Genomic DNA, 13,485 nt, shown 5'->3' with positions numbered 1-13,485 from the left:
AAAAGTATTTCGCGTTCATCTTGAGAAAGACATCAGCGAAATACTCTTCAGAAATTAGCAAGCTTTAAGCCGTTTTGGCGTAATTCTCAATAATCATTTGCCCTTTGTAGAACAGATTTCCTTCAAAAACGTGGGCGTGGTGACGCTCGTGTACTTCACCCGTTTGGGCATCCGTCGAGAGAGTTACAGCCGTAGCCTTGTAGTGCGTTCTGCGCTTATCGCGCCGGGTGCTGGAGTGGCGTCGTTTGGGGTGTGCCATGATTCAGTCTTATAGTTATAAAGTTATATAGTCGTATAGTTTTCGAGTTGGCAGGTTGTTCTTCAGCCACGAATGACTGCTACGGCTCGCCGTATTACAACCCTATAACTCTACAACTGCAATTAGTTGTCACTCAATTTACGTAGTGCTGCCCAGCGTGGGTCAATATCCGACTGATCGTCACTATCGTTAGCTGCTTCCGAACCAGATTGGTAAATTAATTTACTGTCCTGTTCGTCGTCCACATCCTCTTCATCCCGAAACCGAGGGTGAAGCCGTTTCATTGGGAGAGACAGGCTGACGAACTCGAAGATATAGCGCGCTACGTTGATAGTCGACGTATTTCGCTCGATAAGTTCGATTTCGTCACTCAGTTCTTCATTATGGTCGCCGAATTTCAACAACATCGTCTGCTGCGTATCTACAGGCTCATCATATTCATCGAGGCTCCGATCACATACCTGCTCAACGGTGCCAACGATATGAAAATCAAGGCGAATCATCGTTTCAGACTTGTCCAGCAGCACATGCGTCTGGATGTTGCCTTTCTTGATTAACTCCTGTTCCATCGCAGCAAAAAACGAATCGTCCGACGTAAAATCGTATTCGTATCGTTTTTTCTCCAGACCAACAATGTTGATGTCGTATGCGCGTAGTACGTTCACCTCTCTACCTCCTCTCAAAAAATAAGACCGCAAAGGTACGAAACGTTTGTTAATCAGGAAAGTACTTAGCAAAAATTTAGTTGGCCGGATCAATTGACAACTGATTTGGCAGATTGGTCATTCTACTGTTAAACCCGCTGACAATCAGTCCAAAAAAGTGAAAGCTCATTGGGAGGATACGTATTCCTACATTTCCTCAATATATTGTGGCTATTGACCTGAGACAATGCTTCTGTTTACCATTATTACCCTTACCACTTTCGCCGTACTAATCCGTATCGTGGCGAATCCACTTGCCAACGTGTTCCAGAAACAACTGACGCAGCGTACTGCCGATCCATTATTTATTACTTCAGCGACCTATGGACTTTTGACCTTGTTCTGTTTAGCCTTCTCAGCACACTTTCAATTTACGGGCCTGTCTCCCCTATTCTGGCAAAGCATCCTGCTAACCAGTATATTGGCCATGTTCGGCAATGTCTTTCTGGTAAAGGCGCTGCACATCGGAGATTTATCTGTATTGGGACCCATCAACGCGTATAAAGCGGTGGTGGGCATGGTGGTCAGCATTTTTCTGTTGAACGAAATTCCGGATTGGTGGGGACTTGCTGGTATCATTCTGATTATCGTTGGTAGTTATATCGTCCTAGGCCACAATCAGCAACGTAGTGGTTTATCCTGGTGGTCAGTTGGAACCAGCCTGTTTCAACGGCCCGAAGTTAAACTGCGGCTGGCAGCCCTGGTATTTTCGGCTATCGACGGCGTGTTTCTGAAGAAAGCCATTCTAGTATCGACCCCAGCTACTGCATTTTTCTACTGGTGCTTGTTGGGCTTTCTGTTCACATTCGTCTGGGTTTTACTAACGCTACGAAAACAATGGCGTCAGCAGGTGGACCTTCTAGTGGCACACAAACTTACTTACGTAGCGCTGTGTCTGGCTGTTGGCATAACCCAGTTGGCTAGCAATATTGCCCTGGCCGGCATGCCCGTTGGGTATGCCCTGGCCCTGTTTCAAACGTCGGCCCTGATAAGCGTTTTATTTGGCTATCAGTTTTTTAAAGAACAGGGTATTCTCAGGAAACTCATCGGCGCCAGTGTTATGGTCATTGGGGCCGTATTGATTACAATCCTTGGGTAACTATCTGGCCAAAAATTGGGTTATCGTTACCTAACCAATTAAACTATTATGGCAACGTACCACCTTGTTGACAAAAACGCGATTGAGCACCACAATGAATATTATGAAGTGCGCACTACGCAGGAGGGCGATCACCCTAAAAGCCTGTTTTTCACCACCAATGAAGAAAATCTAGAGACTGTCGCCAGCGATATTATTGCCGATAATATGCCGGGAGTGAAGCATTGGACAGTGATTCCGCACCGGAAAGACAGCTAGATCTACATTCACCTTCTTTGGCAAACCTATGTCAGACAAAATTTTAATAAAGTTTAAAACAATTTTAATTGATTATAGTTACGCCAAATCTTATCTTCACGAACGAATACTAACCAGCTCCATGGAGCTGGTTAACACCGTAACGTGTAACGATGAAGATTGGTCAAACTCTGCTTTTTGGGAGCTTGTTGATCGCGCTAAGCGGCTTAGTTGCTCCTGCTCAAACCATTACTCCAGCTCAGGCTCGCACCGACTTAAGTTATTTAAAGCGAAAGCTTGATTTGCTCCATCCTGGGATGGGCTTTTACACACCCCAGCCCCGAATGGAGCAACTGTACGATTCGCTGTATAATCGGCTGACGGCTCCCATGGATTACCTGACGTTCTATCATCACGTAAGCCCGCTTGTAGCTGCGTTGAAAGACGGGCATACAAACCTGAATCATCGTAAAAACTACATCGGTAAGCATACCCGATTCTTACCATTTTATATTCGTCCCGTAGGTTCGCAGTACTTTATTAGCCACAATGTGTCGGCGGATTCGAGCCTACAGCGTGGTACGGAACTGCTTACGATCAATGGCTGTACCATTGCTAAGCTGCACCAGGAATTAATGAACGCTGACCACTCCGGCTCCGACGGCGATAATGTAACCGGTCGCCAGCAGTGGAGTCTGGTACAGTTTGCCGACTACTACGCAGCCTGGTACGGGTCGGTCGATTCGATCAACATTACGTATCGGCTCGTGGGCGACACACTCATTCATAGTACCCGCTTAAAATGCCCAACGCTAACTGGCTTCCGGGAAAGAATACGGCGCCGATATGGCGTTGAGATCGGTCAGCAGCCTAATCTATCCGTACGGATGGTCGATACGCTCACCCATACAGCTGTGTTACGTGTTTCCTCGTTCATGGGGCTGAAAAAAAAGGACCCTTTTCAATGGGCGTTCAATCGGCGGTTGAAAAGGGCCTTTAGGCAGTTACGCGATGAGAATGTCCAGAATCTGGTGGTAGATATGCAGGGCAACGGGGGCGGCATTGTGTTGAACTCCGCCCGGCTGTTACGTTACTGGATGCCAAAACCGTTTAAGATCATGGAGCATGAGGAGATGAAACAAGCCGCTCGTTCCGAACTCGTAACCCGCTGGAATCCGATAGCGGCTCTGAATTTCAGCTTACAATATAAATCAGATGGTGCTGGTGGATTTTCAAGCCGTTCTGCTAACCGACGCTATCGTCCCCGCCGTAAGGATGCTTTCAAAGGGAATTTGTATTTTATGCTGAATGGCGCGTCTTTTTCGGCGACAACATCCGTACTGGCTAAAACGCTCGATGCGGGCATGGGCACGTATGTTGGTGAGGCCAGTGGCAGCGCGTACTGGGGCGATTTTGCCGGTCATTTCAAAACCGTAACCTTGCCCAACTCAAAACTTCAAGTACGTATACCCTTAAAGAAGCTCACCCACGCTGTTGTAGCCGATCGGGCGAATGGATTTACGGTTGAGCCAGATTTCACGGTTACACGGAGTTACGACGATTTAATGACCAACCGCGACTACGTACTGGATTACACACTTCGGCTAATTCGTCAGGGGGTAGTTGCCCGCCAACCGATGCAAACACGGCCTTTGCAGGTGTATAGCCCATCTCGACAACCCAATAATAGTGAACTCATTACTAACTGATCGCTGTTTACTGGTCTGATAACTGATATTTTGTGTACTGTATCGTTGACGTTGAAACTACAGGGGGTGTAAAAGGCCCTACCCGACTTACTGAAATTGCAATCTTCCGCCACGACGGACAGCAGGTTGTCGACTCGTTCCACTCACTGCTGAACCCCGGTTGTCCAATTCCACCCTTTATCCGCCATCTGACCGGCATTTCCGATGAGATGGTTCAGGACGCGCCCACATTTGCCGACGTAGCAGCCGACGTAATAAACATTACGCAGGATGCCATTTTTGTTGCCCACAACGTTGGCTTCGACTTCAGTTTTATCCAGAAAGAACTAAACTGGCTGGGTCACGACTATTTCCGACGGACGCTTTGCACTGTTCGAACGAGTCGCAAATTAATACCGGGCCACCCGTCCTACAGCTTAGGGAAACTCTGTCGTTCGCTTGGGATTCCCCTCAATGGGCGTCACCGTGCCCAAGGCGATGCGGCTGCCACGGTTCTGTTGTTCGAGATGTTGCTACGTCATGATTCGCAGGGGCTCATTCCGCACATCACTCCCCAGAATAAACAGGCGCACTAATTTGATTGGCCCGTGTCATCTACCCGAAAATCATTTCGTTTGGTAGTCTATTGCTGTGCACGTATAGTTTTATCAAGCCCAATACAGCAGGAAGCCAGACAAGCAATTTGGTTAGCGAGGGATAGGGATGTACTTTGTGATTAGTTGGTTATTTTTCCTGTTATTCTTCATCATCTTATGACGTTTACTCCATCTCTTCGATTGTTGCTTATGCTGAGTTCATCAACGGTGCTGGCCCAGAGTGGTCCCCCGCTTACGTATCCCACGGCCCGTAAAACCGATCAGGTTGATACCTATCACGGTACTCAGGTTGCTGACCCGTATCGCTGGCTTGAAGATGACCGTTCGGCCGAAACGGCTGAGTGGGTCAAGGCCGAGAACAAAGTTACCTTTGATTATCTGGCGCAGATTCCATACCGAAAACAGCTGCAGGACCGGTTGGAACAGATCTATAATTATCCAAAATATTCAGCACCCAGCCGGAAAGGCGAGTGGTTTTATTTCTCAAAAAATGACGGCTTGCAGAATCAGGCCGTATTGTACCGCCAGAAAGGTCTTGATGGAAAGCCCGAATTAGTGATCGATCCTAATAAATTATCGGCCGACGGCACAACGCGGCTAGGCGCATTTTCATTGTCGAAGGACGGAAAATATGCCGTAGTCGGTTTATCCAAAGGCGGTTCCGACTGGCAGGAATATCAGATTATGGATTTGGCGACGAAGCAATATCTACCCGAGAAAGTCGAATGGGTTAAGATCTCCGGAGCGGCCTGGCAAGGAGATGGTTTTTATTACAGCCGCTACCCGAAGCCCGAAGGCAGCGCGCTGGCGTCCAAAAATGAAAATCATCAGGTATTCTTTCATAAATTGAATACGCCCCAGTCAGCCGACAGGCTGGTTTATGAAGACGCGAAGAATCCACAGCGCTTTCACATCGCCAGTACGACCGACGACGAGCGGTTTGTGCTCTTGTCAGTCAGCGATCGGGGAAAGGGGAAAGATGGCAACTCCCTGTTTTTTATGGATGCTAAATCCACTCAGCAAACGTTTACGCCCGTTGTTGCCGAGGTGACTGATTTTAGCTACGGTGTGGTCGATAATGACGGCGATCGGCTACTGATTCTAACGAACGAGAAGGCTCCAAACAGCAAAGTCATTACGTTCGACACCAAAACAAAGGCATTTTCGACGCTTATTGCGGAGAGGCCTGAGCCTATCGCCGAAGGGAGCGTTAGTGCGGCCGGTGGCAAGTTATTTGTGGAGTATGCAAAGGATGTGACCTCGAAAGTTGAGGTTTTCAATTATGCCGGAAAGTCTGAAGGAGACGTACAATTACCGGCGATTGGGTCTGCGGGTGGTTTTGGGGGCGAAAAAGACGACAAATTTGTCTTCTACAGTTTTACATCGTTCACGTTTCCACCAACTATTTACCGCTACGACATTGCTACGCGCAAAAGCACTGTTTTCCGTGCTCCTGAAGTTGATTTTCGGCCAGCCGATTACGAAACAAAACAAGTATTTTACACCAGTAAGGATGGCACAAAAGTGCCTATGTTCCTGACGTACCGGAAGGGCCTGAAACTGGATGGCACAAATCCGACCCTGTTGTATGGCTACGGTGGGTTTAATATTAGTTTACCTCCTTCCTTTGGCCCGCTCCGAATTCCTTTTCTGGAGCAGGGTGGCGTATACGCTCAGGCAAATTTGCGGGGTGGCAGCGAATACGGCGAGAAGTGGCATGAGCAGGGCATGAAACTCAAAAAGCAAAACGTTTTTGATGACTTCATTGCTGCTGCCGAGTACCTGATTGCCCAGCACTATACAAGCCCGGCTAAACTTGCTATTCAGGGTGGCTCAAACGGTGGGTTGCTGGTTGGGGCGGTTATGAATCAACGGCCCGATTTGTTCCGGGTAGCGATTCCGCAGGTAGGTGTCATGGATATGCTACGTTTCCATAAGTTCACCATTGGCTGGAACTGGATTGCCGATTATGGCAGTAGCGATAATGCTGATGAATTCAAGGCTATTTATGCGTATTCACCCATTCACAATATAAAGTCTGGCCTGGATTACCCCGCTACGCTCATCACCACTGCCGACCACGACGACCGGGTTGTACCGGCTCACTCATTCAAGTATGCCGCTACGTTACAGGCGGCTTACAAAGGACCGAATCCGGTACTGATACGTATTGATACGAACTCGGGTCACGGAGCCAGCAACACAAAAAAGAATATAGAAACGACCGCCGACATCTACGCGTTTATTCTCTGGAATATGGGGGTTAAGACGTTGAAAGAGATCGCAAGCAAATAACAAACTACAACAAAAAAAAGGCTTCCTGGTTATCAGGAAGCCTTTTTTTTGTTGTAGTTTGGTCAATTATAGCTTGAACGTAACGCCCAACATTAAGGGAGCAATACCACTGCCTAGTTCAGCGAAGCCACCAACTTTTTCAGAGAAAAAGTAACGACCGCCGAGGTGAATTGGCACGAAAATACCGCTGCCAAATGTATTGAAGCCTGCTCCAAAGCCGTCGCCATATGAAACATTCTCATAACCTAAGCCAATGCCAGCATACAAGTCCGCTTTGTCTGTACTTAGATTAAGGAGTTGGTTAAAGTGGTAGGAACCGCGGGCGGCAAAATAGAGGTAATTAATGCTGCCGTTGAAACCAACATAGCCGTAATTAAAACTACGATAGGCTACTTGTCCACCAACTGTGAAATTTGGAGCAACACCAAAATCTCCTGAGACACCGAAAGCAATACCCCCTGCGCTAGAGTAACCACCTACGCCAATGCCAAGGTTGATAAATTTAGTGCCTTTGTCAACAGCGAGCTGGGCAAATGATTGAGTACCGGCTAACAAACCAAGCACGAGTAAAATAGAAAAGTGGATTTTTTTCATTTGGTTCAACTGATTTAAAAGTAAAATTTCGGACAAAGTAAATGCGAATCTTTTGGGCGACCAAGCAAAAATGTAAACGTCTTATTAATCGGTCATATATAAACTCAACCACTGAATACGTACTGAACTGGCGGATTTTCAACGCACATAATTATAAACAGAACGCAAGTTAGTAAGTTAAATAACTAATAATCAATACGTTATTTTCGACTAATTTTAATAGCTCACTTTATTCACAAAAAAAGTAACTCATAGCCAAGTTGCATTATTTATGAATAAATACACCAGGATAGCCTAACGAGTAACTTCCAGAGTCAATTTCTGTTTAAATACCTGTCTAAAAAGGTGGCTCCACTAAATTTGTTTATGGACCTGATTACTGATTTCTTTTGGCTGGCCAGGTACGGTCACGCTGCTACTCTGAAGGCGTAGAGGGGGCAATCAGACACATGGCTAGCGACGTGGTGTTGCAACCATTCGTCAGGTTTGTGGTTGTTCAATGATAGACTATAACTGACCTGCGTAAATTTTGCGCCCCTAAGCCTGTGAAAGATTTCGATACCGACCGGTTCCGCTATGACGGAGATAAGGAATTTAAAATCAAAAAGGCACCCACAGACGTGGATAAGCTTTACGAAGATAAAGATCATTATGAAGCCCTGCTGCGGCAACAGGCGGCCGATATCGACAAGTGGCAGGAACGAATGTATACCTACAACCGATACGGTGTAATCGTGGTGTTTCAGGCATTGGATGCCGCTGGTAAAGATGGCACGATTCAACACGTTTTTACGGGCACAAACCCAACGGGCGTACGTGTCTATTCGTTTAAACGACCAACTGATCAGGAGCTTGATCATGATTTTTTGTGGCGTAGCTGGCGCGAATTGCCCGAACGCGGTACCATTGGCATTTTTAACCGCTCCTATTACGAAGAAGTGCTGGTCACGAAGGTCCACCCGGAGATCCTGACGCAAAGCCAGCGATTGCCCGAAAAAGTAACTAATGATCTGGACAAGCTCTTCAAACAGCGCTATGAATCCATTCGGGATATGGAAAAATTTCTCTACCGAAACGGCTTCATAACCATTAAGTTTTATCTGCACGTTTCTAAAAAAGAGCAGGCTGATCGTCTTATCGCCCGGATTAAAGACCCCGAAAAAAACTGGAAGTTTGAGGAAGGGGACGTCAAAGAACGGGAGTTCTGGGACGACTATCAGGATGCTTACCAGGAAGCGATCAATGAAACCGCTACGGACAATGCGCCCTGGTACGTGATTCCAGCCGACGATAAAGAAAACATGCGATTGCTGGTCGGTCAGGTGATTATTGAGCAACTTAAAAAGCTACCTATTGCTAATCCCGAACCCGACGAGAAGCGATTTAAGGAGCTGCAAAAATTGATTTCTGTTATTCAGGGTCAGTAACGCGGCTGGAAAGCCGCGATTTCACTATTAGATAATCGCGGCTTTCCAGCCGCGTTACATCATGAAAAAATTCAACACCAATACGTTCCGATACGACGGAAAGAAGCCATTTTCAGCCAACGCTACACCCACCCTAGTTGAGCCATTCTATACCGACGAAGCGGATCTTGATCGCCAGCTGGATGAATTAGCCGAGCGGATGGATCAGGCCCAGAACCGGATGCACGCCGATGAGCACTACGGGATGCTTGTTGTCTTTCAGGCGATGGATGCCGCCGGGAAGGACAGCAGTATTCGGCGCGTGTTCAAAGGCGTCAATCCGTCTCGCTTCCAGATGGCACCATTCAAAAAACCGGCGGAAGAAGACCTGAAACACGATTTTCTTTGGCGGTTTTGGCAGGAACTTCCCGAACGGGGTAACATTGGCGTATTCAACCGATCCTACTATGAAGAAGTGCTTGCGCTACGTGTCCATCCGGAACGGCTGAAGCAGCAGTTGATTCCAGAAAATTTGCTTCCAACTAATGACCAGACGCTTTGGAAGCAGCGGTTTGGCGATATTGTTCACTTCGAGGATTACCTGTTCCGAAACGGTTTCCCGATTGTGAAATTTTACCTGCACGTTGTCAAAGAAGAACAGGGCAAACGACTGATTGCCCGCCTGGAAGATACCGAAAAGCAGTGGAAACTGAGTGAAAACGATTTGGAAGAACGAGAGTTCTGGCCTGAGTATATGCAGGCCTACGAAGATACCATCAACGCAACAGCCACTCGCCAGAATCCCTGGTATGTGATTCCAAGCGATGACCGCGATAACCAGCAGCTCATTATTGCGCGTATTCTGACCGACGTACTGGAATCATTGCCCGTATCGTTCCCTAAAACGGACGAAAAGGAAGCGCAGAAACTAATCAGGCAAATTAAAAAGCAGGATGGTGGCAAATAAATTCTCGGTTGCTGCTCTCTCATTCAATCGTTATTGGTTTTGTCCTACGTCCAATACCGTTCACGATTAGATTTAGTCGGTTCATCTAATTTTTACATAATCCTACTAGTGCCCTTCCTACTTTTGCGTTAACAACCTGAGTCACCGTCAAATAAATGCGTGGCCAATTGATAACGCAATGAAACAGACTATACGATTCTGGCTCTACTGTCTCTCTTTCGCTTTTCTACCTATGGGGAACAGCAAGGGGCAGACAGCCAATTCTCTTGAAAGATCCCCAGCCAAGACCGTTCATGCAGGCTATACCGTCAGTGGGTACATAAAGGACGCGGCCAACGGTGAAGGCTTGATTGGGGTGTCAGTTTATGTAAAAGAAACGGGCACCGGAGCCGTCACGAATAGTTACGGTTTCTTCGCAGTAACTGTCCCACCGGGAACATACAATCTGGTAATCAGCTACGTTGGGTATGCCAGACAAACCAAGACCGTTGACCTGACCGAACGAAACGTACGGCTTGACCTTGAACTCAGTCAGGAAGGTAAACAGCTACAGGAAGTAGTCGTTTCGACAAGCCGAGAGGACGACAACGTCAAGAATATAGAAATGAGCGTCAATAAAATTGACGTCAAAACCCTGAAGCGTATTCCGGCACTCCTCGGCGAAGTAGACGTAATACGTAGTATTCAGCTGCTACCGGGCGTTTCGACGGTGGGCGAAGGCGCTACGGGTTTCAACGTTCGGGGTGGAAGTATTGATCAGAATCTGGTACTGCTCGACGAAGCGCCAATTTATAACTCGTCCCACTTGTTCGGTTTTTTCTCAGTCTTTAATCCCGACGCCGTCAAGGATGTCAAGCTTATTAAGGGCGGTATTCCGTCGAACTACGGAGGGCGTATTTCCTCGATTCTGGACGTTCGGCTGAAAGAAGGTAACGCTAAGAAAGCTGAACTAAACGGTGGTATTGGCCTTATTTTCAGCAGGCTTTCTTACGAACGACCGCTTTTCAAAGGGAAGGGTTCTTTTATTGTAGCCGCTCGTCGTTCCTATGCTGATGTACTAGCCCAGCCTTTTTTGAATAAAGATTTGAAAGGCGCGAAATTCTATTTCTACGATCTGACGGCAAAAGGCAATTACCGCATCAACGACAAAAACACGGTGTTTCTCTCAGGCTATCTCGGTCGCGACGTATTTGGGTCGGATTTTGGGTTCAACTGGGGAAATGCGACGATTTCGGCCCGCTGGAATCACGTATTCAGCGACCGGTTGTTTCTAAATACTACGGCTTATTATAGCAATTACGATTATTCGCTGAATACCGACCTGAAACAGAAAAGTCCGGATGACTTTTTCCGGACCGACTCCCGCATTGTCAACTACAGCGTCAAACCTGACTTTTCGCTTTTTCTGGGCAAGAATACCATTACGTTCGGCGGTCAGGCTATTATCCATGATTTTCAACCGGGAACGGCTACCGCAGCCAGCTCGGGCGCTGTCAGAAGTTTCGGCGTAGCCAACAAACACGCGCTGGAAAGTGCTTTATATATAGGTAATGAACAGCAATTCACGCCCAAACTTCAACTCCAGTATGGCCTGCGCTATTCATTATTCAATTATAGAGGGCCAGGCGAAGCCTATACGTTTCAGACAGACGTGCCGTTTGGAACACGGCGCGAGGTTGTAACAACCGTAGCGTATCGGGGAAGTGATGTCATAAAAACCTACGGTAACTGGGAGCCCCGTTTTTCAGCCAAGTATGATTTGAGTCCCAACAGCTCACTGAAATTAAGTTATAATCGACTGGCCCAATATATTCACCTGATTTCCAACACAACCGCGTCGACACCGTTGGATGTCTGGACGACGTCGACCAACAACATCAAACCACAAATTGCAGACCAGATTGCCGGAGGTTATTTCAAGAACTTTGGGCGCTCCAATGGAACGGGCAGCGAGTTCGAAGCCTCGGTGGAGGTTTACTACAAATGGCTTCAAAACCAGATCGATTACATTGATGGGGCCAGCCTGATCCTGAACAAATACCTGGAAGGCGATCTATTAAGTGGCAAAGGCCGCGCTTATGGAGCCGAGTTTTTCGTAAAACGGAATACGGGTGTTGTGAATGGCTGGGTTAGTTATACGCTTGCCAAAACCGAACGGCAGGTGGATGGTATCAATAACAGTAACTGGTATCCAACGCGCTTCGACAAACGGCATGTGCTAACCACGGTACTTCTGTTCGATCCCCCAAATGCCAAACGCTGGAATTTTTCGGCTACGTTCACGTATGCCAGTGGCACGCCCGGTACGTTTCCGACAGGCCGCTTTGAGTATGATGGACACGTAACACCAATCTACGAAGCCCGCAATAACTACCGAATTCCGGCCTATCATCGACTCGACCTGGCAGCAACCTTACAGGGCCGGAAGCGGGCAGGCAAACGGAAAGATGACAACTGGGTATTTTCGGTCTACAACGTATATGCTCGAAAGAACGCGTTTTCGGTTTATTTTCAGCCTAATACCGACAATCCGCGTGTGACGGAAGCCATTCGTTACTCCGTTTTTGCTACGCTGATTCCATCAGTGACCTATAATTTCAAATTCTAGTAGTTCCGGCCCAAAGGCCGATATACAGATTGAAAACTGGCTCTCTGGGCCGGTTCTACACTATGAAAGCATTACTTATTTTTTCATTTCTCATAGTATCCGTTCTCGGTCTGAACAGTTGCACGACCGTTATCGACGCCAAACTCGACACGGGGCCAACTGAACTTTCGGTAGACGGAACGATCACGGATCAACCCGGTTCGCAAACGATTCGATTGACCCAAACAGCGGCTTATTTTGATAACAGTCAACCCTCTGCCGCCACCAGCGCAACCGTTACTGTCTCGGATAACATGGGAAAAACATACTCGTTTTCTGATCCAGACAATGATGGCTACTACGTCTGGCAACCGACAGCAAAAGATACACTGGGACGTATTGGCCGGACGTATCAACTCAACATTACGTATCAGGGAGAGACCTACAAGGCCAGTTCGAAGATGAATAAAGTGCCACCCATTGACTCGATTATTTTTGTAAAACGAAAGCTTAATCCACTGTCAAAAAACGAAGGGTATCGGGCAGAGTTTTATGCTATCGATATTCCAAATGAGGTAGATAATTACCGGGTTAAGTTTTTCCGAAACGGCGAGTTTCAGAATAAACCCCGAAACATTATTACGACGCAGGATGGCGGATTTGGTGGCAGTAACAACGGCGTTACGGATGGGTTGGTGTTTATTGCACCCATTCGTCGATCCATAAATCCCGATAGTTTATACGTACCGAATGATGTGGTAAGGGTTGAGCTTGGGTCGTTACCCGCCGAAGCGTTGACGTTCTGGCAGCAACTGCGCACTCAGATCACCAATGGTGGCTTATTCGCAACGCCCCCAACCAATGTTCCAACAAACATTCTGAATACTAACCCTAACGGACGAAAAGCAACGGGTTTCTTTATTGCCTCGGCAATTCGCACCCGTACGGCCGCAGTAACCGACGCCAATATTCGAGTGCGGCCGGATTAGCTTTCTATCATTCCGACGCAGGAGGAATCTCAACCTTGATCAA

12 protein-coding genes are annotated in these 13,485 nt (G+C 47.3%); 9 read left to right on the top strand and 3 right to left on the bottom strand.

All coding sequences use genetic code 11. From position 1 onward, the window contains the following. Nucleotides 1–64: 64 nt before the first annotated feature. Together rpmF and BM202_RS21300 are read right to left on the bottom strand one after the other, a co-directional pair. The gene (rpmF, locus tag BM202_RS21305; protein WP_077923042.1) at nucleotides 65–259 is read right to left on the bottom strand and encodes a 50S ribosomal protein L32; all 195 of its coding nucleotides are present in this window, start codon (nucleotides 257–259) and stop codon (nucleotides 65–67) included. A gap of 122 nt (nucleotides 260–381) precedes the next feature. Further along, the gene (locus tag BM202_RS21300) at nucleotides 382–924 is read right to left on the bottom strand and encodes a YceD family protein (RefSeq protein WP_093829884.1); all 543 of its coding nucleotides are present in this window, start codon (nucleotides 922–924) and stop codon (nucleotides 382–384) included. Between the two features lie 226 nt (nucleotides 925–1,150). Here BM202_RS21300 and BM202_RS21295 point away from each other — a divergent pair, with 226 nt between their 5' ends. The 5 genes from BM202_RS21295 (at nucleotide 1,151) to BM202_RS21275 (ending at nucleotide 6,899) form a co-directional block, all read left to right on the top strand. Then, complete coding sequence (locus tag BM202_RS21295; RefSeq protein ID WP_093829882.1) at nucleotides 1,151–2,062, top strand: DMT family transporter; 912 nt, start codon at nucleotides 1,151–1,153, stop codon at nucleotides 2,060–2,062. Nucleotides 2,063–2,110: 48 nt separating this feature from the next. After that, a complete protein-coding gene (locus BM202_RS21290; protein WP_093829880.1) occupies nucleotides 2,111–2,320 on the top strand; it encodes a hypothetical protein in 210 nt (69 codons plus the stop codon). A gap of 152 nt (nucleotides 2,321–2,472) precedes the next feature. Beyond that, a complete protein-coding gene (locus BM202_RS21285; protein WP_093829879.1) occupies nucleotides 2,473–4,008 on the top strand; it encodes a S41 family peptidase in 1,536 nt (511 codons plus the stop codon). Between the two features lie 32 nt (nucleotides 4,009–4,040). Then, nucleotides 4,041–4,583, top strand: coding sequence for a 3'-5' exonuclease (locus tag BM202_RS21280; protein ID WP_093829877.1), 543 nt, complete (start codon nucleotides 4,041–4,043; stop codon nucleotides 4,581–4,583). A gap of 210 nt (nucleotides 4,584–4,793) precedes the next feature. Continuing rightward, nucleotides 4,794–6,899, top strand: coding sequence for a prolyl oligopeptidase family serine peptidase (locus BM202_RS21275; RefSeq protein ID WP_093829875.1), 2,106 nt, complete (start codon nucleotides 4,794–4,796; stop codon nucleotides 6,897–6,899). A 66-nt stretch (nucleotides 6,900–6,965) separates the two neighbouring features. On the opposite strand, the gene BM202_RS21270 is transcribed toward BM202_RS21275, so the two are convergent. Further along, complete coding sequence (locus BM202_RS21270) at nucleotides 6,966–7,493, bottom strand: hypothetical protein (protein ID WP_093829873.1); 528 nt, start codon at nucleotides 7,491–7,493, stop codon at nucleotides 6,966–6,968. Between the two features lie 545 nt (nucleotides 7,494–8,038). Between BM202_RS21270 and BM202_RS21265 the strand changes: the two genes are divergently transcribed. From BM202_RS21265 to BM202_RS21250, 4 genes are all read left to right on the top strand, one after another. Beyond that, nucleotides 8,039–8,920, top strand: a complete 882-nt coding sequence (locus BM202_RS21265) for a PPK2 family polyphosphate kinase (RefSeq protein ID WP_093829871.1) — start codon at nucleotides 8,039–8,041, stop codon at nucleotides 8,918–8,920. A gap of 61 nt (nucleotides 8,921–8,981) precedes the next feature. Then, nucleotides 8,982–9,866, top strand: coding sequence for a PPK2 family polyphosphate kinase (locus BM202_RS21260; RefSeq protein ID WP_093829869.1), 885 nt, complete (start codon nucleotides 8,982–8,984; stop codon nucleotides 9,864–9,866). 178 nt (nucleotides 9,867–10,044) lie between these two features. Next, nucleotides 10,045–12,474, top strand: a complete 2,430-nt coding sequence (locus BM202_RS21255; RefSeq protein WP_093829867.1) for a TonB-dependent receptor — start codon at nucleotides 10,045–10,047, stop codon at nucleotides 12,472–12,474. 62 nt (nucleotides 12,475–12,536) lie between these two features. Then, on the top strand, nucleotides 12,537–13,442 hold the full coding sequence (locus tag BM202_RS21250; RefSeq protein ID WP_093829865.1) for a DUF4249 domain-containing protein: 906 nt from the start codon (nucleotides 12,537–12,539) through the stop codon (nucleotides 13,440–13,442). Nucleotides 13,443–13,485: the final 43 nt, after the last annotated feature.

It is taken from the genome of Spirosoma endophyticum, assembly GCF_900112365.1.
GTDB classification, from domain to species: Bacteria; Bacteroidota; Bacteroidia; order Cytophagales; family Spirosomataceae; genus Spirosoma; species Spirosoma endophyticum.
Note: the sequence above shows the minus strand (reverse complement) of the source record. Positions and strands in the feature narration are given on the sequence as shown.